The sequence below is a fragment of the Mesorhizobium sp. WSM4313 genome (assembly GCF_002294725.1).
GTDB lineage: Bacteria > Pseudomonadota > Alphaproteobacteria > Rhizobiales > Rhizobiaceae > Mesorhizobium.
In genome coordinates this window covers 348,497-369,230 of record NZ_NSFT01000003.1, presented here as the reverse complement: position 1 = coordinate 369,230, position 20,734 = coordinate 348,497, and the positions used below count along the sequence as shown (strand labels likewise).

Genomic DNA, 20,734 nt, shown 5'->3' with positions numbered 1-20,734 from the left:
CTAGACGCTTTTGGATCGCCAAACGCATCGACAGATCGTGCAAGGCCGCGACGGCTTTCGACGTTTACGGACGGGTTTGCCGGCCGCGAACGCTCCACAACACGCGAAAGGAAATGCCATGAGCCACGATGCTTATGAGCTGAAAGCCGAAGCGCGCGAACAGGTCGGTAAGGGGTCCGCCCGTGCAGTTCGTCGCGACGGTAAAGTGCCTGCAGTTATCTATGGCGACAAGCAGCCTCCCCTGGCGATTGCGCTCAACTACAAGGACATCTTCTACAAGATCCATGGCGGCGGGTTTCTGACCACGATCGCCACGATCGATGTCGACGGCAAGAAGATCCAGGTCCTGCCGAAGGATTTCCAGCTCGACCCGGTCAAGGATTTTCCTGTCCATGTCGACTTCCTGCGCATCGGCAAGGACACCGAAGTCAATGTCGACGTGCCTGTCCACTTCATCAATGAAGACAAGTCGCCAGGCATCAAGCGCGGCGGCGTGCTCAACATCGTTCGTCACGAAGTCGAGTTCCACTGCCCGGCCAACGCGATCCCGGAGTTCATCACCGTCGATCTCACCGGCACCGACATCGGCGATTCGATCCATATCTCGGCGGTCAAGCTGCCGGCCGGCGTCAAGCCGGTCATCTCCGATCGCGATTTCACCATCGCGACCGTTGCCGGCTCGTCGGCGATGAAGCCGGAGACGGAAGCGACCACGGAAGCTGTGGAAGAGACGGCGGCTCCGGAGGCCGAAGAGAAGTAATTCTCCGAGCCGGATGATTTCATCCGGCTCTAAACTAAAGAAATAGAGCATGATGTTTTCCGAAAACCGCTTCCCACTTTTCGGCATCGTGCTCTAAGTCTGGAGGCGGCGATGCTTGTCTTTGCAGGCCTCGGCAATCCGGGCGCGAAATACGAAAACAACCGGCACAACGTCGGCTTCATGGCGGCGGACGCGATTGCCCGCCGCCATTCCTTTTCGCCCTGGTCGAGAAAATTCCAGGGCCTGGTCTCAGAAGGCACGCTCGGCGGCGAAAAAATCCTGCTGATCAAGCCGCAGACCTTCATGAACCTCTCCGGACAGTCGGTCGGCGAAGCGCTGCGCTTCTACAAGCTCGAACCATCCGCCCTCACCGTCTTCTACGACGAGATCGACCTTGCTGCCGGCAAGCTCCGGGTCAAGGTGGGCGGCGGCTCCGGCGGCCATAACGGCATCCGCTCGCTCGACCAGCATGTCGGCAACGCCTATCGCCGGGTGCGCATCGGCGTCGGCCATCCCGGCGTCAAGGAGATGGTGCACGGCCATGTGCTTGGCGATTTCGCCAAGGCCGACCGCGAGTGGCTCGATGTCCTGCTGGACGCAATCGCCGACGCTGCCGGCTTGCTCGCCAAGGGCGACGACAGCTCGTTCATGAACCGCGTCACGCTCGCCTTGCGCGACAAGCTTGTGCCGACCGGCGACGACGACCGCCCGCCGCCCAAGGCGCCGAAGCAGCAAAGCCATGTCCGCCAGGCGCGCCCGCAGCAGCCGGCGGCAAAGCTTCCAGAAAGCGGCCCGATGGCTGCCATGCTGAAGAAGCTCTTTGGCAAGGACTAAAGCATGTCTCCCGAAAGTGGGAACCGGTTTCGGGGTAAAGACATGCGCAAAATCAAAAGCCTAAAGCGCAGGGAGCGAATCTAAAAGATCGCGACGCGCTTTAGGCCCTGTCACGATAAAGGCATGGGGCTTGACGTTCGTCACCCCTATCGCCCATAGCCCTCACCAAAATCGAATTTCCGACAGGATTGGACGAACATGGGTTTCAAATGTGGCATCGTTGGCTTGCCCAACGTCGGCAAGTCGACGCTGTTCAACGCGCTGACCAGGACGGCCGCCGCGCAGGCCGCCAACTATCCTTTCTGCACCATCGAGCCGAACACCGGCGAGGTGGCGGTGCCCGACCCGCGCCTGCAGAAGATCGCGGCGATCGGCAAGTCGAAGGAGATCATTCCGACCCGCATCTCCTTCGTCGATATCGCCGGCCTGGTGCGCGGCGCCTCCAAGGGCGAAGGGCTGGGCAACCAGTTCCTCGCCAACATCCGCGAGGTCGACGCCATTGTGCATGTGCTGCGCTGCTTCGAGGATGACGACATCACCCATGTCGAAGGCCGTATCGACCCTGTCGCCGACGCCGAGACGGTCGAGACCGAGCTGATGCTCGCCGACCTCGAAAGCCTCGAGCGCCGCATCGCCCAGATCCGCAAGCGCGCCGCCGGCAAGGACAAGGAAGCCATGGCCGTCCTGCCCATGATGGAGGCCGCGCTCGAGCTTCTGCAGGCCGGCAAGCCGACGCGCTTCCTGCTCAACGGCATCGCCGCGGAGGACCTGCGCATCCTGCAGGGGCTGAATCTGCTCACCTCGCATCCCGTTCTCTATGTCTGCAACGTCGCCGAGGCGGACGCCGCCACCGGCAACGAGCACACCAGGGCGGTGGAGAAAATGGCGGCCGCGCAGGGCGCCGGCACGGTTGTGATCTCAGCGGCGATCGAGGCTGAAGTCGCCCAGCTTTCAGACGAGGAGGAAATGGAGTTCCTTGCCTCGATCGGCCTCGATGAGCCGGGCCTCAACAAGGTGATCCGCGCCGGCTACGAGCTCCTGCACCTGATCACCTATTTCACCGTCGGGCCGAAGGAAACGCGCGCCTGGACGATCCACAAGGGCGATAAGGCGCCGCAGGCGGCCGGCGTCATCCACACCGACTTCGAGCGCGGCTTCATCCGCGCCCAGACGATCTCCTACAACGACTTCGTCACGCTGGGCGGCGAGGCAGCCGCCAAGGAAGCTGGCAAGGCGCGCGACGAGGGCAAGGAATACGTCGTTCAGGACGGCGACATCATGCTGTTCAAGTTCAACACCTGATCTCCAGGGAGACCCGGCGATGATAAAAACCTTCGTCGTGGACAATGATCGCCTGCGTCTTACCGAGGACCTTGCGGCGGATGGCGACAGGGTCGTCTGGGCCGACCTTCTCAACCCGACCAAGGAGGAAGAGGCGCGCATCGAGAGCTGGCTGGGCATTGCCATTCCGACCCGCGAGGAGATGGAAGAGATCGAGATTTCGAGCCGGCTCTATATCGAGGACGGCGGCTACTTCATGACCGCCGTGCTGCCGGCGCAGACCGAGGCCGACGATCCCTTGATGTCGCCGGTGACCTTCGCGCTCGCCGGCAAGAGGCTGATCACCATCCGATATCACGAGCCCAAGGCCTTCAAGACCTTCCCGCAGCGCGCCGAAAAGGTGGCGACCGGCTGCACCAGCGGCGACACCATCCTGATCGGCCTCCTCGAGGCGATCGTCGATCGCCTGGCCGACATCCTCGAGCGCGCCGGCCGCGAGGTGGAAACGATCTCGCGCGACATTTTCGAAGCGCGCTCGACCAAGGCCTCGAAGCGCAACCGCGATTTCCAGGAGCTCCTGAAAGGCATCGGCCGCAAGGAGGACATCGCTTCCTCGGTCCGCGACAGCCTGATCTCGTTGCAGCGCCTGGCCGGCTTTCTCGCCCACGTCGCTGACCAGACCAAGATGAGCAAGGATGTGCGCGCCCGCATCAAGACGCTGTCGCGCGACGTGCTCTCGCTCGCCGACCATGCCACCTTCCTGTCGCAGAAGATCTCCTTCCTGCTCGACGCCACGCTCGGCATGATCTCGATCGAGCAGAATGCCATCATCAAGATCTTCTCGGTCGCCGCCGTCATCTTCCTGCCGCCGACGCTGGTCGCCTCGATCTACGGCATGAACTTCGACATCATCCCCGAGCTCAAATGGGAGTTCGGCTACCCCTTCGCCATCGCCCTGATGGTGGTCTCGGCGATCCTGCCCTTCTGGTATTTCCGCCGCCGCGGCTGGCTCTGACGGACTTGGCCGGCGACAGCTGGCTTACCAGAAATCACTTGACCAAATCGACTTGGGCCGGCATCCGGGTTTTCCGATCCTTGGGGGATCGCGTTCGTCAACCGGATTGCCGACATGACCGGAAAGACCTGGGCCTATGAGGACTTCGCCGAGGGCGCCTCGCTCGACCTCGGCAGCAAGGACGTAAGTGCCGCCGAGATCATCGAATTCGCCGCGGAGTTCGATGCCCAGCCGATGCATCTCGACGAGGAAGCCGGCAAGGCCAGCATTCTTGGCGGTCTTTCGGCCTCGGGCTGGCACACCTGCGCGATGTTCATGCGCATGCTGTGCGACGCCTTCCTGCTCGATTCGACCTCGCAGGGCTCGCCCGGCATCGAGCATGTGAAATGGAAGAAGCCGGTGCTGGCCGGCGACAGGCTTACCGGCACGCTCACCATAATTTCCAAGCGCCAGTCGAAATCGAGGCCGCAGCTCGGCTTGATCACCATGCGCAGCGAGCTCGTCAACCAGCGCGGCGAAAGCGTCTTCGAGCTCGAAAACACTGGCATGTTCCTCGCGCGTGATGCCGCAAGGGACCTGTCATGACCCTGGACGAGTATTTCCTGATCGGCGAGACCGTCACGCTCGGCTCGCATAAATTCGAAGCCGACGAGATCAAGGCGTTCGCCAACAAATACGATCCGCAGGTCTTCCACGTCGATGAAGAGGCGGCGAAGAAGAGCGTGCTTGGCGGGCTCTGCGCCTCAGGCTGGCACACTGCCGCCACCTGGATGAAATACAATCTCGAAAAGCGCATGGAGACCGAGGGCGTGCGCTGGACAGGCCCCGGTCCGCAGCCCGAGTTCGGCCCCTCGCCCGGCTTCCGCAATTTGAAATGGCTGAAGCCGGTCTATGCCGGCGAGACCGTGACTTTCACGCGCACCGCGCAGGCGCACCGCCCGCTCGCCGGGCGCCCAGGCTGGAACCTGCTGACGCTGCGTTCGGAAGGCTTCGATTCGACCGGCGACAAGGTGATTGAGTTCGACAGCGCCGTTCTGGTGAAGGTGGGATAGCGCCTCTCCTTCTCCCCTTGTGGGAGAAGGTGGATCGGCGCGCAGCGCCGAGACGGATGAGGGGTGTTCCAGCGAAGTGCGACGTTGGCGTTCCCTGGAACACCCCTCATCCGTCGCCTTCGGCGACACCTTCTCCCACAAGGGGAGAAGGGAAAGATCAATGCCCCTCGAACCCGATCAACGTCCTCACCGGCACGCCTAGCGCTTCCAGCTTCTGGCGGCCGCCGAGGTCGGGCAAGTCGATGACGAAGCATGCCGCGACGATGTCGGCGCCGATCTGCCTGAGCAGCTTCACCGCGGCTTCCGCCGTACCGCCGGTGGCGATCAGGTCGTCGACCACGATCACCTTCTCGCCCGGCGAGACGCCGTCCTTGTGCATCTCCATCTCGTCCAGGCCGTATTCGAGGCTGTAGGCGACGCGCACCGTCTCGTAGGGCAGCTTGCCTTTCTTGCGGATCGGCACGAAGCCTGCCGAAAGCTGGTGCGCCACGGCGCCGCCGAGGATGAAGCCGCGCGCCTCGATGCCGGCGATCTTGTCGATCTTCAATCCCGCATAGGGATGGACCAGCTCGTCGATGGCACGGCGAAAGGCGCGCGCGTCGCCAAGCAGCGTGGTGATGTCGCGAAACAGGATGCCGGGCCTGGGGTAATCCGGAATGGTGCGGATGGCCGCAAGCAGCGTGTCTTCAAGGGAGGATTTCATCGAGGCTTTCCGCGTGTCCGGCTGTCGGATTTGGCGGCGTCGGCCTTTGCTGCCCGACGCGACCGACAACGGCTACCGCGATGTCGCGCCAGAGACAAGCACATCCGGCAAAGGATCGGCACCCATCGGCCTCGGCCGTAATGAAAAAGGGCGCCCGCGAAGGCGCCCTTCGAAAAGCAGGCGCTACCGAGCGGCTACATGCCGAGATCCGAGCGCAGCTCGGAGCGCGCCACTTCGTACTCGGCCTTGAAATCTGGACGGTTGAGCAGGACCGCGGCGATCACGCTGCCGGAGATCTTGCCCATCTCGATGTCGGACGGATAGTGGATGCCGCCGACCACGCGGTTGTGGGCGAATTCGGCCGCGCGCGCCATGATCTCGGCGGGCTTTTCGGGGACCATGTCGGCAAGGACGATGCCCATCATGGTGCCGACCGTCGCATGGCCAGACGGCCAGGAACCGGAGCTCGACAGCTTCACGACCGGCTTGACCAGATCGCTGAGCTGATGCGGCCGCGGCCGCTTCCAGACATCCTTGGCCGGATCAACGACGGCGCCTTCGGTCGCCACGACGCGATCGAAGAAGGCACTGAACTTCGGCAGCTTCTCCTTGTTGAAATTCGGGCCCATGACGTCGGCGAAGCGCCAGATATTCTCCTCGGCGTCGGCGATGGCGCGCTTTTCCATTTCCGGCGTGCGCGTCACCTGCAGCGTCAGCACCTCGCCGAGCTCGGCTTTGGTTTCCGCCGAGTCATTGGCCGGTGGCGGCGGCAGGATCATCGTCAGGTCAATGTCCTTGCTGGTGACGAAAGGCTGGGCCTCATCGGCATGGGCGACATATCCGGTGACAAGCAGCAGGAAACCCGCCGCGAGCGATGCATATCTTTTCATGGGTGCGATCCTTTGGTGAGTGCGAGACAGGATCGCCACGAGCGATGACGGTCATGTGACACGGCCCCGGTTTGCGCGTGCCGAAATACAAAAGGGCGCCTTGTGGCGCCCTTTTGAAATTCTTGCGATCGACGCCCCCTCAGTGCGCCACGTCGGCCCACACCCTGCGCTTGGTCATGTAGACCAATGCGCCGAAGACCAGCAGAAATATCATGACGCGGAAGCCGGTTTTCTTGCGATCCTCGAGATGCGGCTCGGCGGCGAACATCAGGAAGGCCGAGACGTCGCGCGCATACTGGTCGACGGTCTGCGGCGAGCCGTCGTCATAGGTCACCTGGCCGTCCGAGAGCGGCTTGGGCATCTTCAACGACACGCCGGACAGGAAGTACGGGTTGTAGTGCGTGCCTTCCGGGATCACCATGCCGGCCGGCGGCGTCTGGTCGTAGCCGGTGAGCAGCGAGTGGATGTAGTCCGGGCCGCCCTGCGCATACTGGGTGAAGATGTCGAAGATGAAGCGCGGGAAGCCGCGCTCGACGCCGCGCGCCTTGGCAAGCAGCGACATGTCGGGCGGCGCGGCGCCGCCATTGGCGGCAGCGGCGGCCTCCGTGTTCGGGAACGGCGCCGGGAAGTGATCCGACGGCTTGCCGGGACGATCGAACATGTCGCCGGCATCGTTCGGGCCGTCATGGATGGTGTATTCGGCGGCCAAAGTCTTGATCTGCGCCTCCGAATAGCCGAGGCCTTCCAGCGTGCGGAAAGCCACCAGGTTCATCGAGTGGCAGGCCGAGCAGACTTCCTTGTAGACCTTCAGGCCGCGCTGCAGCTGCGCCTTGTCATAGGTGCCGAACGGACCGGCGAAGCTCCAGCTCATTTCCTTCGGTTCGTTGATCGGGAAATGCGTCGGAGCGGCCGCGTTGTGTTCCTCTTCGGCGGCGATGGCAGCGGTGCCCGCGACCACCAGGCCAAGCAGCGCCAGCGAGGTGAGAATCTTCTTCATACCCAAAATCCCCTCAGATTCTCAGCCCGTGATTTCCGGCGCGGCGGTAGCGCGTGCCGGATGCCCGCTGCCCTTTTTCTTTTCAAGCACGGCCTCGGTGATCGAGTTCGGCAGCCTGCGCGGCGTCTCGATCAGGCCGAGCACCGGCATGACGACGAGGAAGAAGGCGAAGTAGAACAGCGTCGCCATCTGCGCCATGAACACATAGCTGCCTTCCGCCGGCTGCGAGCCCAGCCAGCCGAGCAGGATGGCGTCGGCTACGAACAGCCAGAAGAACAGCTTGTACCATGGACGATAGACCGCCGAGCGCACCTTGGAAGTGTCGAGCCACGGCACCAGGAACAGCATGGCGATGGCGCCGAACATGCACAGCACGCCGCCGAGCTTGGAGTTGATCGGGCCGATATTGAAGGTGATGGCGCGCAGGATCGCGTAGAACGGCAGGAAGTACCATTCCGGAACGATGTGGGCCGGCGTCTTCAGCGGGTTGGCGACCGTGTAGTTATCCGGATGGCCGAGAAAGTTCGGCAGGTAGAAGACGAAATAGGCGAAGACGAAGAGGAACACGATCATGCCGAACGCGTCCTTGATGGTGGCGTAGGGCGTGAAGGCGACGGTGTCGGTCTTAGACTTGACCTCGATGCCGGTCGGGTTCGACTGGCCCACGACATGCAGCGCCCAGATGTGCAGCACGACGACGCCGGCGATCATGAACGGCAACAGGTAATGCAGCGCAAAGAAGCGGTTCAGCGTCGGATTGTCGACGGCGAAGCCGCCGAGCAGTAGTTCCTGGATCCAGTTCCCCACCAGCGGAATGGCGCTGAAGAAGCCGGTGATGACGGTAGCGCCCCAGAAGCTCATCTGGCCCCAAGGCAGCACGTAGCCCATGAAGCCGGTGGCCATCATTAGGAGGTAGATGATGCAGCCGAGGATCCACAAGAGCTCGCGCGGCGCCTTGTAGGAGCCGTAGAACAGGCCGCGGAAAATATGGATGTAGACGGCGACGAAGAAGAACGAGGCGCCATTGGAATGGAGATAGCGCAAGAGCCATCCCGAATTCACGTCGCGCATGATCTTCTCGACCGAATCGAAGGCGAGATTGGTGTCGGAGGTGTAGTGCATCGCCAGCACGATGCCGGTCAGGATCTGCGCGGCCAGCATGAGCGACAGGATACCGCCGAACGTCCACATGTAGTTGAGGTTGCGCGGCACTGGATAGGCGACGAAGCTGTCATGGACCAGCCGCGGCAGCGGCATGCGGGCGTCGAACCAGCGCTCGATACCGGTCTTGGGCGTATAGGTCGAGTGTCCCTCGCTCATCGAAATGTCCCCTGCCTCAACCGATAAGGATCTTGGTATCGGAAATGAACTTGAATACCGGGATCGCCATGTTCTCCGGCGCCGGGCCTTTGCGGATGCGGCCGGCGGTGTCGTATTGCGAACCGTGGCACGGGCAGAACCAGCCGCCGAAATCGCCTTCCTGGCCGAGCGGGATGCAGCCGAGATGCGTGCAGACCTGCACCATCACCATCCAGGCTTCCTTGCCGGGCGTGGTGCGGTTGGCGTCGGTCGCCGGCGCGTCGGACGGCAGGTTGGCGTTGCGCGCGATCGGATCCTTGAGATCGGCGAGATTGACGGCCGCGCCGTCCTTCATTTCCTTTTCGGTGCGGTTGCGCACCACCACCGGCTTGCCGCGCCACTTGACGACCAGCGAGCTGCCGGGCTGCAGTGAAGAAACATCGACCTCGACCGAAGCCAGCGCCAGGGTCGAGGCATCGGGGCGCATCTGGTCGATGAACGGCCACGCGACGGCTCCGGCGCCGACAACGGCGGCCATGCCGGTGGCTACGTAGAGAAAATCGCGACGGTTGGGATCGTGGATGTCGGTTGCGCTCACGGGTGCCTGATCCTTTCGCCTCTTCCTAACCGGAGGCCGAGCCTTGTCCCCGCTCAATCGCACCTGCCCGACAGCGCATGGCGAACAGGCTAGCGAATTCCTCCGGCATTTGGAGTTCGGTTTATGCGTGCGGCCCGTTTTTGTCCAGCGGGGTGAGACCACAAGGGCAGATTGTCGCGGGGATGCGCGGCGGCCCAGGCCGACGCGTCCCCGCCAGGCCGCCGGACAGGGTGAAACAGCGGGAAATCCGGGGTCAATCGAGCCGGTGTTCGCCTCGACATCGGCTCCTGGCCCGGTCTATTCTGGCGTCATGGCGCATGTCATTGAACGCGACAGCTGGGCCGACGCCCCCGACTGCTGGAAAGGCGAGCTGCAATGCGGCCAGTTCGGTGCCAATTCCTGCCTGATCTTCAACTATCAGCCGACTGTCGGCGGCGGCCCACGTCTGCACAAGCATCCCTACGCGGAAATCTTCGTCATCCGTTCCGGCACCGGCCTGTTCACGGTCGGCGACCAGGAGATCAAGGCCACGGCCGGCCAGATCCTGATCGTGCCGCCCGACACGCCGCACAAATTCACCAATCTCGGGCCTGGCCCGCTCGAAAGCACCGACAAACACGAGAACGGCCACTTCATCACCGAATGGTTGGAATGATTCTTCCGATCGTCGGACCGGGCCTGTCCGAACGCTGATTGCAGCCTAGTTCCATCGATCTGGCATCGATGGAGATGAAGCATGCGACAGCGCACCGTTGAGGTCGAGGGGCTGGCTATCGCGATCCGGGACGCAGGGCCGCCCGATGCGCCGGGCCTTCTGCTGCTGCATGGTTGGCCGCAAAGCTCCCATGCTTTTGAGGCAATCGTCGACGAGCTGGCCGGCGACCAGCGCGTGGTCGCGCCGGACTTGCCGGGCATCGGCGGTTCACACGGCGCGCCCGAGACCGGAGAAAAGGCATATCTGGCCAGATTGATGAAGGGGCTGATCGCCGTTTGCGGCTTGCGGCAGGTCATCGTCGCCGGTCATGACGTCGGCGGCCAGATCGTCTTCGCGCTGTTGCGCGACGAGCCCGAAAATTTGACCGGCGCGGTGATCATGGACGTCGTCATCCCCGGCGTGGCGCCGTGGCAAGATGTCATCCGCAACCCGCGTATCTGGCATTTCGCCTTTCATGCGATCCCGGCCTTGCCCGAGATACTGGTGAGCGGCCATGAGCGCGCCTATTTCGATTTCTTCTTCGATATTCTTTCGAAGGAAAAATCGGCGATCCCTGCGGAAGCCAGGGACATCTATGCCAAGGCCTATTCGCGGCCGGAAAGCCTCAAGGCCGGCTTCGACTGGTACCGCGCCTTTGCCGCGGACGCCAAGGTCAATTCCCACCCATCCGCGACGCCGATCGCCACGCCGGTTCTTTATCTCAGAGGCTCGGCCGAATCCGGCGACATCGCCGACTATCTCGACGGCTTGAAGGCAGCAGGCCTATCCAATGTCGAAGGCGACATCATCCCGGGTAGCGGCCACTTCGTCGCCGACGAGAATCCCGGAGCCCTTGCTGCGCGATTGGCGCGTTTTCGCCAGGAAATCGGCGCCTAGCTGGCGCCGAGCCTGACCAGCACCGCGCGCGGGATGTCGTATTCGCGGATCACGGCGTCATGCTTGCGCAAACCGCAAAGCTCGCGCTGGATGAAATAGGCATGGACGGCCGCTGCCGCCTCCTTGAGCAGCCGGTTGCGATGCTCGCCCTCGCCGCTCTCGCGCAATCTGGCAAGGGTTTCCTCGACACGCCGGCCGGCGCGGCCGAGCGCTGCGGCCTCCTCGGCGAGGATTTCGTGGCCGAGCAGATCGAGCGCGCTTTCCTGCGCGCCTGACCGTCCGAAATTCATAGGCATGCGTACCGACATGATGCCGTTCTACTCCGCTGGCCGCGTCTCTTCCAGCGCGCTTTCCTCGTTGAACAGGAAGCCGCCGGACTGCCGCTTCCAGAGCCGCGCATAGAGCCCGTCGAGCGCCACCAGCTCGTCATGCGTGCCCTGTTCGACGATGCGGCCGCCGTCCAGCACCACGAGCCGGTCGAGCGCTGCGATGGTCGACAGCCGGTGCGCGATGGCGATCACGGTCTTGTTCTCCATCAGTCTGGTCAGGTTCTCCTGGATCGCCGCCTCGATGTCGGAATCGAGCGCCGAGGTTGCCTCATCGAGGATCAGGATCGGCGCATCCTTGAGGAAGACGCGCGCGATGGCGACGCGCTGCCGCTGGCCGCCGGACAGCTTCACGCCACGCTCGCCGACATAGGCCTCATAGCCGGAGCGCTCGCGGTTGTCGCGCAGCCCCAGGATGAAGTCATGCGCCTCGGCTTTCCGGGCCGCGGCGATCACCTGCGCATCGGTCGCGTCCGGCATGCCGAGCTTGATGTTGTCGCGCAGCGAGCGGTGGAAAAGTGCGGTATCCTGGCTGACCACGCCGATATTGCCGCGCAGCGAGTTCTGCGTCACATGCGCGATGTCTTGGCCGTCGATCAGGATCTGGCCGCCCTCGAGGTCATAGAGGCGCAGGATCAGGTTGGCCAAGGTCGTCTTGCCGGCGCCCGACGGGCCGACCAGCCCGACCTTCTCGCCCGGATGCACGACGAGGTCGATGCCGTCGAGCACTCCGGCCCCCTTGCCATAATGGAAGGTGACGTTCCTGACGTCGATGCGGCCGCCGGCGACGACCAGTTCCTTGGCGTCCGGCGCGTCGGTGAGGCCGAGCGGCTGCGAGATCAGCGCCTTGGAATTCTCCAGCACGCCGAGATTCCTCAGGATGCCGTTGAGCTGCATCATCAGCCTTCCAAGCAGCATGTTGAGCCTGAGCACCAGCGACAGCGTGAAGGCGACGGCGCCGACCGTGATCGAGCCTTCGACCCACAGATAGATGGCGAACGCGGCGATCGCCGTGATCATGATGCCGGAGAGCATGGTCAGCGCCATGCGCACGCCGGTCAGCCGGCGTGTGAACGGCCGCAGCGCGTCGAGATAGATGCCGAAGCCGCTGCGAATATAGCGATCGTCGCCGTCGGCCGAAAACAGCTTCAACGTCTGCACGTTCGAGTAGGAATCGACGATGCGGCCGGTGATCATCGAACCGGCCTCGGCGGTCGCCTCGGCATGCTTGCGGATAGCCGGCAGATAGAGTTTCGCCAGCCAGCCGAAGGCAGCGATCCAGATCACCACCAGCACCGCCAGCCGCAGATCGAGACCGGCGACCAGCGCGAGCGTTGTCACCGTGTAGACGATCATGAACCAGACCACCTCGATGAAGCTCTCCATCAGGTCGCCGGTCGCCTGCCCCGCCTGCCAGACTTTTGTTGCGATGCGGCCGGCGAAATCGTTCTGGAAGAAGGCATAGGATTGGCGCGAGACGTGCCGGTGCGCCTGCCAGCGCACCAGATTGTAGAATCCGGGCGTGATCGTCTGCTCGTCGACCAGCGCCGACAGGCCGACCACCAGAGTGCGGATGAACAGAACCACGGCGCCCATGAACAGGAGCTCGGGACCGGCGGCCGCCCACAGCGCGTGCCAGCTGCGCTCGCCGGGTAGCTGGTCGAGAATATCGACCAATCTTCCGACGAAATAGAACAGGCCGGCCTCGACCAGCGGCGCGATGCCGCCGATGATGAGCATGGCGAAGAAGGCGAGCTTGGCCTGCCCGACATAGTGCCAGAGGAAGCCGCCGACGCTGGCCGGAGGCCGAAGATTCACGGGCTCGCGGAATGGATAGACCCAGCCCTCGAACCAGCGATAGACGCCTTTCATCATTCCGCGGCTTCACCTTTCGCCGCCAGATCGTCGGCGGCCTGCTTTTCCTCGAGCAGGAAACCGCCCGACTGGCGCCGCCAGAGCTGGGCGTAGAGCCCACCCTTGGCGATCAAGGTCTCATGCGAGCCGTCCTCAACGATGCGTCCCTTGTCCATCACCACCAGCCTGTCCATCGCCGCGATGGTCGACAGCCGGTGGGCGATGGCGATGACGGTCTTGCCCTGCATGAGCTTGTAGAGGTTCTCCTGAATGGCGGCCTCCACTTCCGAATCGAGCGCGGAGGTGGCCTCGTCGAGAATGAGGATCGGCGCGTCCTTCAGCATAACGCGGGCAATTGCGATGCGTTGCCGCTGGCCGCCGGACAGCTTCACGCCGCGTTCGCCGACAAGCGCCTCATAGCCGCTCTGCCCATACGGATCGGTCAGTGCCGCGATCACATCGTCGACCTGAGCGGCTTTTGCGGCGCTGAACATGGCCTCGTCGCTGGCCGACTGGCGTCCATATTTGAGGTTCTCGCGAACGGATCGATGCAAGAGCGACGTGTCCTGGTTGACGAAGCCGATCGCCGCGCGAACGCTCTCTTGCGAGACGTGGCGGATGTCCTGTCCGTCGATCAGCACCTTGCCGTCCTGCACGTCGAACAGCCGCAGCACGAGATTGACCAGCGTCGACTTGCCGGCCCCGGAGCGACCGATCAGGCCGACCCGCTCGCCCGGCGCGATCTTCAGCGACAGATTGTCGATGACGCCGCCTTTGCCGTCCTTGCGCCAGTAGTTGAAATTCACCCGGTCGAACTCGATGCCGCCGGCGGTCACGGCGAGGGCCGGTGCGTCAGGCTGGTCCTGCATGGTGATGGGACGCGCGATCGTCGTCATCGAATTGCTGGCAACGCCGATCTGCCGGAAAACGTTGGCGCCGACATCGAGGATCCTGCCGGAGATATTGGCGATCTGCAGCGCGAACGGTATCGCGGTCGCCACGGCTGCCGTAGCCATGGTCCCCGCGTTCCAGCCGGCCAGCGCCAGCCAGCTTATGGCGATGAGCAGCGCCGCGTTGAGGACGAACAGGGCCGACCACATCAGCGTGAAAACGCGCATCAGCTGGTAAAACGTGTCGGCATGCTCGACCACCGCCTGCGAGACATATTTGTCTTCGTGCTCGCCGGTCGAGAACGTCTTGAGCGTCAGGATGTTGGTGTAGCTGTCGACCATGCGGCCGCTCACCTGCGACCACCGCTCCGACAGTTGGGACGAGCGCTGGGTGATCTTCGGCATCGCAGACCAGAAGATGAGGCAGTAGAATACCAGCCACACCGCCACCACAGCCAGCAGCAACGTGTCGAGCCGCGCCAGCACGACGATGGCGACTGCGACGAAGACCAGCGCGTACCAGACCGCATCGACGGTGAGGTTGACGCTCATCTCCACCGAATCGCCGCTCTGCATGACCTTGGTTCCGATGCGGCCGGCGAAGTCGTTCTGGAAGAACGACCAGTCCTGGCGCACGACGTGCCAATGGCTCTGCCAGCGGATGAGGTCGATGAGGTTCGGCGCGATAGCGTGGTTGCGGATGAGACCATCGACAACCATCGACAGCGGACGCAGCAGCACGACGATCGCCATCATGACGAGCAACGGCATGTGCGCAGCGAAGAAATTGCCTGGCTTGGTGCTGGAGAGCAGGCCGACGATCAGGCCGACGAAAATCGGCAGCATCGCGTCCACTACCGCCGCTACGGCAACGATGATCATGCGCAGCCGATAGGCAGCGCGAAACTGTCTTATGAAATACCAGTAGAACCGCCAAAGCCCCATTGGCGGCTGCCTGTCGTCGGCCAGCGCCACCGGCGAATAACGGCTTTCGAACCAGGCGAAGATGCGGTCGAACATTTTTCTCTCATCGCGCCGGAAATCCGCCGGCAACCGATCTGGTCGCCAGCAGCCCTCTGGCCAGGTCGTGGTTACGCCCGGGATCGATTCCCCGCAATCGCCGTAACCTTGATGCCGGAGCGGCTCGACGGCTCACAGAACCGCCGGGCCGCTCCAAGTCTTTGTTTTGCGCAATTCCGGACGGAGTTGCTGCAATCGCGATCGCGTTATTCCGCAGCCATCTCGGATCGAAGCGACCTGGCATCGGGCTCAGCCGGCGCGTCATCGAGCAGGAAGCCGCCGGACTGGCGTTGCCAGAGCTGGGCGTAGAGCCCGCCCTTGGCGACGAGCTCCTCATGCGACCCTTCCTCGATGATGTGCCCCTTGTCCATGACGACGAGCCGGTCCATCGCCGCGATCGTCGACAGGCGGTGCGCGATGGCGATGACGGTCTTGCCCTGCATCAGCTTGTACAGGTTCTCCTGGATGGCCGCCTCGGCTTCCGAATCGAGCGCCGACGTCGCCTCGTCGAGGATGAGGATCGGCGCGTCCTTCAGCATGACGCGGGCAATCGCGATGCGCTGCCGCTGGCCGCCGGACAGTTTGACGCCGCGGTCGCCGACATGGGCATCGAATCCCTTGCGGCCGTTATGGTCCGAGAGCCCGCCGATGAAATCGAGCGCCTCCGCCCGGCGCGCCGCCTCGATGAGCATTTCGTCGGTCGCGTCCGGCCGGCCATAGAGGATGTTCTCCTTCACCGAGCGGTGCAGCAGCGAAGTGTCCTGCGTGACCATGCCGATCTGCGCGCGCAAAGAATCCTGCGTCACCGCCGCAATCTCCTGGCCGTCAACGAGGATCCTGCCGCTTTCCAGGTCGTAGAAGCGCAGCAACAGATTGACCAGCGTCGACTTGCCCGCGCCGGAGCGACCGACAATGCCGACTTTCTCGCCGGGCTTTACCGTCAGCGTCAGGTTCTCGATGACGCCCTTCTGCTTGCCGTAGTGGAAGCGGATGTCGTCAAAGCGGATTTCACCCTGGCTGACGGCGATGTCCTTCGCGCCGGGCCGGTCTTCGACGAGACGCGGCAGCGAGATCGACTGGATGCCGTCCTGCACTGTGCCGATATTCTCGAACAGGCCCGACATCTCCCACATGATCCACTGCGACATGCCCCACATGCGCAGCACCAGGCCGATGACCACGGCGACCGCGCCGATCGTCACCGCCTGGCCGAGCCAAAGCCACAGCGAGATCGCCGTCACCGAGAACAGCAGCAGCGAATTCAGGATGTAGAGCAGACCGTAAAGCACCGTCACCAGCCGCATCGAGCGGTAGACGGTGCCGAGGAAGCTCGCCATGCCTTCCCTGGCGAAGGTCGCCTCGCGCCGCGCATGCGAAAACAGCTTCACCGTCTGGATGTTGGTGTAGCTGTCGACGACGCGGCCGGTCATGGTCGAACGCGCATTGGCCTGCTCCTCGCCGACCTTGCCGAGCCGCGGAATGAAAAAGCGCAGCAGACCGATATAGCCGGCCAGCCATACGGCGAGCGGCGCCGCCAAACGCCAGTCGGCCGAGCCGACGATGAACAGCATGCCGAGGAAGTAGACGACGACGTAATTCAGCACGTCGATCAGCTTGATTACGCATTCGCGCACGGCGAGCGCGGTCTGCATCAGCTTGGTGGCGATGCGGCCGGCGAACTCGTCCTGATAGAAGGCCATCGACTGCTTGAGCAGATAGCGGTGCACCTGCCAGCGGATGCGCATGGGATAATTGCCCATCAGCGTCTGCTGGTTGAGGAGCGAATGCAGCCATACCGTGCCCGGCAGCGCGAACAGCACGACGAAAGCCATGCCGGCGAGCTTCCAGCTCTCGGTCTGCAGGAAGGTTTCGCGGTTTTGCGCCGACAGCCAGTCGACGATGCGGCCGAGGAACCCGAACATCCAGACTTCGGTAAAGGCGATCGCCGTCACCAGCACCGCGTCGAGGATGATGTAGGGCCAGGCGCCGCGCGTGTAATGCACGCAGAAGGCGATCAGCGTCTTCGGCGGCTCGACCGGCTCCGCGGCGGGAAACGGATCGAGCCTGTTTTCAAACCAGCGGAACATTCCAGGCACTCGACTATCTAGGCGCTCACGCGGCGCGGGATTGATGGGCAAGGCTTTGCGGCCGCGCGGCATTGCGGGCCGGCGATACGGAATCATCCGCATCGCCGGCCCTGTCCCGCGCAATATAGGGTTTCGCCGGCATTTCGCCGACAGGCTCGTTTGACGTCCCTGACGGCCCGGAACTTCCGGACGAAAGGGCGGAACCAGCCCTGCTCCTGTCGCCCGGCCGGATCAAGCGGATGATCCGGCGCACCAGCGTGGGCCGGCTGTGATCGGGCACCGCGCGCGAGAAATCGACGTCCGGCAGCATGCCGCGATGCGGCCTGCGCCGTTCCTCGGCATGTACCGCCGACGAATAGGTCTCGCCGATCAGCAGCGCCCAGGTAGCCACCTTGCGTTCATGCAGGCTTCTTGACCCCGGTATCTTGTAGGGATCGAACATTGGTCCGTCCTCCATATGCAAATGCGTTAAAAAGGGTGATGCGTCCTCGATCATCGGCATTCGGCCGAAGGCGCGGATCGAATCGGCCGGGACACGACTAGCGTCGGTCCGGACACGCTCAGCTGGGGCACGGCGCCCCTTTGGCAGTTTGAAAAACATCGCAAGATTCCTTCGAAGGCCGAAAACTGGGTTCGGCGGGAATCGGTGCGATGAGGACTTAAAGTATCAGAAGAATCGTCGTACCGAAACCGCCAGTGGGCATAGGGGTGCCCCGGAGAGGAGCTGGAAGTGCATGGTCATCATGTGGTCCCCCTCCTTCGGTTCGGGTTGACGATGGTGAGCATATACTCGACTTCGCAGAAAATGGCCACCCGCCAGTCCAGGAATCGCCGAAAGCCGCAGGCGCCTGTGGCCGATCTGCCACTTATTAGCAGGATACGGAAATGAACGATCGTCTCCGCATCGCGCTCTACCAGCCGGATATCGCCGGCAACACCGGGACAATCCTGCGCTTCGCCGCCTGCCTCGGTATCGGCGTCGACATCATCGAGCCGGCTGGTTTCCCGCTCTCCGACCGGGCGCTGAAACGGGCCGGCATGGACTACCTCGAAATGGCGGCGCTTTCCCGCCATGCCGACTGGCACGCCTTCGAGGAGTGGCGAAAGACCGGCGCGCGCCGCCTCGTGCTGCTCACCACCAAAGCCACGACCGCGTACACCGACTTTGCTTTCGCTGCCGGCGACATCCTTTTGTTCGGCCGCGAATCCGCCGGCGTGCCGGACCAGGTCCACCAGGCGGCGGATGCGCGACTGACCATCCCGATGCGGCCCGGAGCGCGCAGCATCAATGTCGCGCTGTCCGTCGCCATGGTCGCGGGCGAAGCGCTGCGCCAGCTCGGCTAGAACCCCGAACCCCTCTTCATTGCCGCGCGCAGGCTCCACTCGCGGCGTCATTCTCACCCAGGCGCACATCGCCTTCTCCTGCAATTGCCCTATCGACATTTGTTGGCTACAAGCTCAACTTAACTTGAGGTCAAGCGGAAAAATCGAGATGGCTCCGGCAAGGGAATTGACGGTCGGCCAGGTGGCCGTTCGCAGCGGCGTTGCGGTATCGGCGCTGCATTTCTACGAGGCGCGCGGCCTGATCCGCAGCCACCGCACCTCCGGCAACCAGCGGCGCTACAGCCGCGACGTGCTTCGGCGCGTGGCGATCATCCGCGTCGCCCAGGAGGTCGGCATCTCGCTTGCCGACATCGCCCGGGCGTTCCAGTCGCTGCCGGAAGAGCGCACACCGAACCGCGAGGACTGGAACCTGCTTTCGACAGCCTGGCGCGACGAGCTCGACCAGAAGATCGCCCAGCTCAAGAAATTGCGCGACGGCCTGACCGATTGCATCGGCTGCGGCTGCATGTCGATCGACAAATGCCCGCTGAGGAACAAGGAAGATCGGCTGGCCAAGGAGGGGACGGGGGCGAGACGGCTGGCGGTGCGCTGACAGTCTGTCGCCAAGGTGCATTGAGATTCAGGTCAGGCCGAGTCGAAAATGGTGGCTTCCGAGAACCGGAGCGGAGCGTACTTAAAGTACGTGAGCACCGGAAGCGCAGGAAGCCGCCATTTGCAGGCCGGCATCACCTGAATATCAATGCACCTTAATCGGCCGCCGGCAGCCGCCGCATGGTAAACTCGATCACGTCGCCCGGGCGCTCGAACCAGCTTTCGATCTCGGTCCAGTAGGCCTGTTTCGGAAAACGCTCGAACCACTCCTTGGCCTTCAGGCGCGCATCCGGGCGCGGCAGCACGAAGGTTTCGCGCAGGAAACCGTCGCGCGGCTGGTTTTCGCGCTCAGCCCGTGAGCGCTCCAGCCTCTTGCGTAAGCCATCCAGCGGCGGTCTTGCCGGGGTGCGCACGAAGGAACTCCCTTGCACCTTGGTCAGACAGGACTTGACCCTTCCTCTCAAGAGATTAGGGATCGCGCCCTGAAAAGACGAGTCATTTGTCAGGCAAGCGCGCCTGCGACTGGAGACCGAATTGGAAAGACCTGACCTTCCCGTGGGCCTGCCGGCCGACATCGAGCAGAAGAAGATGAAGGCACGTCTGTGGTTCGAGGCCTTGCGCGAGCGCATCTGCGCCACTTTCGAGCAGATCGAGCAGGAACTCACCGGCCCGCAAGCGTCATGGTCGCCCGGCCATTTCGAGAAGACCCCCTGGGAGCGCGACGACGGCCGCGGCGGCGGCGGCACCATGTCGATGATGCGCGGCCGCGTCTTCGAGAAGGTCGGCGTCCATACCTCGACCGTCCATGGCGAATTCTCGCCCGAGTTCAGGAAGCAGATTCCCGGCGCCGAGGAAGACCCGCGCTTCTGGGCGAGCGGCATCTCGTTGATTGCCCACCCCTGGAACCCCAACGTGCCGGCCGTGCATATGAATACCCGCATGGTCGTCACCACGCGCCAGTGGTTCGGTGGCGGCGCCGATCTGACGCCGGTGCTCGACCGCCGCCGAACCCAGGACGATCCCGACACGATCGCCTTCCATCGCGCCATGCAGTTCGCCTGCGAGAAGAACGCCGCCGTCGCCGACTATCCCAAATTCAAATCCTGGTGCGACGAGTATTTCTTCCTGCCGCACCGCAACGAGCCGCGCGGCATCGGCGGCATCTTCTTCGACTGGCTGCATTCTGACGAGGACAGGGGCGGCTGGGACGCCGATCTCAATTTCGTCCAGGATGTCGGACGTTCTTTTCTCGTCGTCTATGCCCATCTGGTGCGGGGCAACTTCAACCAGAACTGGACCGATGGCGAGCGCGAGGAACAGCTCATCCGGCGCGGCCGCTACGTCGAATTCAACTTGCTTCACGATCGCGGCACCATCTTCGGCCTGAAAACCGGCGGCAATGTCGCCTCGATCCTGTCCAGCCTGCCGCCCGAGGTAAAATGGCCGTAACGATCCGGTGAGCGCGGCGACGGCCGCATTGCTGTCCAATTCGCCGAATCTTGGCCGGCAATGTGGCAGGGACGATATCTTTTTCGTCTAATATCCTTTTGAAAAAATTGAGCTATTTAAGATCGCCGGGTCGGGAAGCGCCGGCGGTCGAAG

Annotated in this window: 22 protein-coding genes; 11 read left to right on the top strand and 11 right to left on the bottom strand. The window is 63.3% G+C overall.

Going from position 1 to position 20,734, the window contains the following annotated elements; genetic code table 11:
- Window positions 1-118: 118 nt before the first annotated feature.
- The 6 genes from CK219_RS09600 (at window position 119) to CK219_RS09575 (ending at window position 4,942) form a co-directional block, all read left to right on the top strand.
- Window positions 119-760, top strand: a complete 642-nt coding sequence (locus CK219_RS09600; protein ID WP_095766518.1) for a 50S ribosomal protein L25/general stress protein Ctc — start codon at window positions 119-121, stop codon at window positions 758-760.
- Window positions 761-871: 111 nt separating this feature from the next.
- Window positions 872-1,594 carry an aminoacyl-tRNA hydrolase gene (pth, locus tag CK219_RS09595; protein WP_095766517.1) on the top strand — a complete coding sequence of 241 codons (723 nt, stop codon included), beginning with the start codon at window positions 872-874 and terminating at the stop codon, window positions 1,592-1,594.
- Window positions 1,595-1,792: 198 nt separating this feature from the next.
- Window positions 1,793-2,896 carry a redox-regulated ATPase YchF gene (gene ychF, locus CK219_RS09590; RefSeq protein ID WP_095766516.1) on the top strand — a complete coding sequence of 368 codons (1,104 nt, stop codon included), beginning with the start codon at window positions 1,793-1,795 and terminating at the stop codon, window positions 2,894-2,896.
- Window positions 2,897-2,915: 19 nt separating this feature from the next.
- Window positions 2,916-3,890, top strand: a complete 975-nt coding sequence (gene corA, locus CK219_RS09585; protein WP_095766515.1) for a magnesium/cobalt transporter CorA — start codon at window positions 2,916-2,918, stop codon at window positions 3,888-3,890.
- Window positions 3,891-4,004: 114 nt separating this feature from the next.
- Complete coding sequence (locus CK219_RS09580) at window positions 4,005-4,475, top strand: MaoC family dehydratase (protein ID WP_095766514.1); 471 nt, start codon at window positions 4,005-4,007, stop codon at window positions 4,473-4,475.
- Window positions 4,472-4,942: a MaoC family dehydratase gene (locus CK219_RS09575; RefSeq protein WP_095766513.1), complete on the top strand. Its 471-nt coding sequence runs from the start codon at window positions 4,472-4,474 to the stop codon at window positions 4,940-4,942. Before CK219_RS09580 ends, CK219_RS09575 begins: the two co-directional genes overlap by 4 nt.
- A 157-nt stretch (window positions 4,943-5,099) precedes the next feature.
- Here CK219_RS09575 and CK219_RS09570 read toward each other — a convergent pair whose 3' ends face one another.
- The 5 genes from CK219_RS09570 to petA all read right to left on the bottom strand — a co-directional run bounded on the left by CK219_RS09570 (window position 5,100) and on the right by petA (window position 9,429).
- Complete coding sequence (locus tag CK219_RS09570; protein WP_095766724.1) at window positions 5,100-5,645, bottom strand: adenine phosphoribosyltransferase; 546 nt, start codon at window positions 5,643-5,645, stop codon at window positions 5,100-5,102.
- Between the two features lie 194 nt (window positions 5,646-5,839).
- On the bottom strand, window positions 5,840-6,535 hold the full coding sequence (locus CK219_RS09565) for a phosphatase PAP2 family protein (protein WP_095766512.1): 696 nt from the start codon (window positions 6,533-6,535) through the stop codon (window positions 5,840-5,842).
- Between the two features lie 139 nt (window positions 6,536-6,674).
- Window positions 6,675-7,532: a cytochrome c1 gene (locus tag CK219_RS09560; RefSeq protein ID WP_095766511.1), complete on the bottom strand. Its 858-nt coding sequence runs from the start codon at window positions 7,530-7,532 to the stop codon at window positions 6,675-6,677.
- Between the two features lie 21 nt (window positions 7,533-7,553).
- On the bottom strand, window positions 7,554-8,852 hold the full coding sequence (locus tag CK219_RS09555; RefSeq protein WP_095766510.1) for a cytochrome b N-terminal domain-containing protein: 1,299 nt from the start codon (window positions 8,850-8,852) through the stop codon (window positions 7,554-7,556).
- A gap of 16 nt (window positions 8,853-8,868) precedes the next feature.
- Window positions 8,869-9,429, bottom strand: a complete 561-nt coding sequence (gene petA, locus CK219_RS09550; protein ID WP_095766509.1) for a ubiquinol-cytochrome c reductase iron-sulfur subunit — start codon at window positions 9,427-9,429, stop codon at window positions 8,869-8,871.
- A gap of 310 nt (window positions 9,430-9,739) precedes the next feature.
- On the opposite strand from petA, the gene CK219_RS09545 reads away from it, so the two are divergent.
- Entirely contained in the window at window positions 9,740-10,084 is a 345-nt protein-coding gene (locus tag CK219_RS09545; RefSeq protein ID WP_095766508.1) for a cupin domain-containing protein, read from the top strand.
- 81 nt (window positions 10,085-10,165) lie between these two features.
- On the top strand, window positions 10,166-11,020 hold the full coding sequence (locus tag CK219_RS09540; RefSeq protein WP_095766507.1) for an alpha/beta hydrolase: 855 nt from the start codon (window positions 10,166-10,168) through the stop codon (window positions 11,018-11,020).
- Here CK219_RS09540 and CK219_RS09535 read toward each other — a convergent pair.
- From CK219_RS09535 to CK219_RS09515, 5 genes are all read right to left on the bottom strand, one after another.
- A complete protein-coding gene (locus tag CK219_RS09535; protein ID WP_095766506.1) occupies window positions 11,017-11,328 on the bottom strand; it encodes a DUF6665 family protein in 312 nt (103 codons plus the stop codon). The two genes, CK219_RS09540 and CK219_RS09535, sit on opposite strands and share 4 nt — an antisense overlap.
- 9 nt (window positions 11,329-11,337) lie before the next feature.
- On the bottom strand, window positions 11,338-13,221 hold the full coding sequence (locus tag CK219_RS09530; RefSeq protein ID WP_095766505.1) for an ABC transporter ATP-binding protein: 1,884 nt from the start codon (window positions 13,219-13,221) through the stop codon (window positions 11,338-11,340).
- Window positions 13,218-15,110, bottom strand: coding sequence for an ABC transporter ATP-binding protein (locus CK219_RS09525; protein ID WP_095766504.1), 1,893 nt, complete (start codon window positions 15,108-15,110; stop codon window positions 13,218-13,220). The genes CK219_RS09530 and CK219_RS09525 overlap by 4 nt, the downstream gene beginning before the upstream one ends.
- Window positions 15,111-15,316: 206 nt before the next feature.
- On the bottom strand, window positions 15,317-17,197 hold the full coding sequence (locus tag CK219_RS09520) for an ABC transporter ATP-binding protein (protein ID WP_095766503.1): 1,881 nt from the start codon (window positions 17,195-17,197) through the stop codon (window positions 15,317-15,319).
- A gap of 25 nt (window positions 17,198-17,222) precedes the next feature.
- Window positions 17,223-17,639: a hypothetical protein gene (locus CK219_RS09515; RefSeq protein WP_224606058.1), complete on the bottom strand. Its 417-nt coding sequence runs from the start codon at window positions 17,637-17,639 to the stop codon at window positions 17,223-17,225.
- Window positions 17,640-18,082: 443 nt separating this feature from the next.
- Here CK219_RS09515 and CK219_RS09510 point away from each other — a divergent pair, with 443 nt between their 5' ends.
- Both CK219_RS09510 and soxR read left to right on the top strand, forming a co-directional pair.
- Complete coding sequence (locus tag CK219_RS09510; protein WP_095766501.1) at window positions 18,083-18,541, top strand: tRNA (cytidine(34)-2'-O)-methyltransferase; 459 nt, start codon at window positions 18,083-18,085, stop codon at window positions 18,539-18,541.
- A gap of 148 nt (window positions 18,542-18,689) precedes the next feature.
- A complete protein-coding gene (soxR, locus tag CK219_RS09505) occupies window positions 18,690-19,133 on the top strand; it encodes a redox-sensitive transcriptional activator SoxR (RefSeq protein WP_095766500.1) in 444 nt (147 codons plus the stop codon).
- Between the two features lie 154 nt (window positions 19,134-19,287).
- On the opposite strand, the gene CK219_RS09500 is transcribed toward soxR, so the two are convergent.
- Window positions 19,288-19,545, bottom strand: coding sequence for a hypothetical protein (locus tag CK219_RS09500; RefSeq protein ID WP_095766723.1), 258 nt, complete (start codon window positions 19,543-19,545; stop codon window positions 19,288-19,290).
- A 121-nt stretch (window positions 19,546-19,666) separates the two neighbouring features.
- Here CK219_RS09500 and hemF point away from each other — a divergent pair, with 121 nt between their 5' ends.
- The gene (hemF, locus tag CK219_RS09495; RefSeq protein ID WP_095766499.1) at window positions 19,667-20,581 is read left to right on the top strand and encodes an oxygen-dependent coproporphyrinogen oxidase; all 915 of its coding nucleotides are present in this window, start codon (window positions 19,667-19,669) and stop codon (window positions 20,579-20,581) included.
- Window positions 20,582-20,734 lie beyond the last annotated feature (153 nt).

Bases quoted from the DNA above. Each gene is read 5' to 3' on its own strand.
- corA (WP_095766515.1), top strand. From the start codon at position 2,916: ATGATAAAAACCTTCGTCGTGGACAATGATCGCCTGCGTCTTACCGAG.
- CK219_RS09535 (WP_095766506.1), bottom strand. From the start codon at position 11,328: ATGTCGGTACGCATGCCTATGAATTTCGGACGGTCAGGCGCGCAGGAA.
- CK219_RS09575 (WP_095766513.1), top strand. From the start codon at position 4,472: ATGACCCTGGACGAGTATTTCCTGATCGGCGAGACCGTCACGCTCGGC.
- CK219_RS09565 (WP_095766512.1), bottom strand. From the start codon at position 6,535: ATGAAAAGATATGCATCGCTCGCGGCGGGTTTCCTGCTGCTTGTCACC.
- CK219_RS09530 (WP_095766505.1), bottom strand. From the start codon at position 13,221: ATGATGAAAGGCGTCTATCGCTGGTTCGAGGGCTGGGTCTATCCATTC.
- CK219_RS09525 (WP_095766504.1), bottom strand. From the start codon at position 15,110: ATGTTCGACCGCATCTTCGCCTGGTTCGAAAGCCGTTATTCGCCGGTG.
- CK219_RS09600 (WP_095766518.1), top strand. From the start codon at position 119: ATGAGCCACGATGCTTATGAGCTGAAAGCCGAAGCGCGCGAACAGGTC.
- CK219_RS09570 (WP_095766724.1), bottom strand. From the start codon at position 5,645: ATGAAATCCTCCCTTGAAGACACGCTGCTTGCGGCCATCCGCACCATT.
- CK219_RS09545 (WP_095766508.1), top strand. From the start codon at position 9,740: ATGGCGCATGTCATTGAACGCGACAGCTGGGCCGACGCCCCCGACTGC.
- CK219_RS09560 (WP_095766511.1), bottom strand. From the start codon at position 7,532: ATGAAGAAGATTCTCACCTCGCTGGCGCTGCTTGGCCTGGTGGTCGCG.
- ychF (WP_095766516.1), top strand. From the start codon at position 1,793: ATGGGTTTCAAATGTGGCATCGTTGGCTTGCCCAACGTCGGCAAGTCG.
- soxR (WP_095766500.1), top strand. From the start codon at position 18,690: ATGGCTCCGGCAAGGGAATTGACGGTCGGCCAGGTGGCCGTTCGCAGC.
- CK219_RS09580 (WP_095766514.1), top strand. From the start codon at position 4,005: ATGACCGGAAAGACCTGGGCCTATGAGGACTTCGCCGAGGGCGCCTCG.
- pth (WP_095766517.1), top strand. From the start codon at position 872: ATGCTTGTCTTTGCAGGCCTCGGCAATCCGGGCGCGAAATACGAAAAC.
- CK219_RS09555 (WP_095766510.1), bottom strand. From the start codon at position 8,852: ATGAGCGAGGGACACTCGACCTATACGCCCAAGACCGGTATCGAGCGC.
- CK219_RS09510 (WP_095766501.1), top strand. From the start codon at position 18,083: ATGAACGATCGTCTCCGCATCGCGCTCTACCAGCCGGATATCGCCGGC.
- CK219_RS09515 (WP_224606058.1), bottom strand. From the start codon at position 17,639: ATGTTCGATCCCTACAAGATACCGGGGTCAAGAAGCCTGCATGAACGC.
- CK219_RS09540 (WP_095766507.1), top strand. From the start codon at position 10,166: ATGCGACAGCGCACCGTTGAGGTCGAGGGGCTGGCTATCGCGATCCGG.
- CK219_RS09520 (WP_095766503.1), bottom strand. From the start codon at position 17,197: ATGTTCCGCTGGTTTGAAAACAGGCTCGATCCGTTTCCCGCCGCGGAG.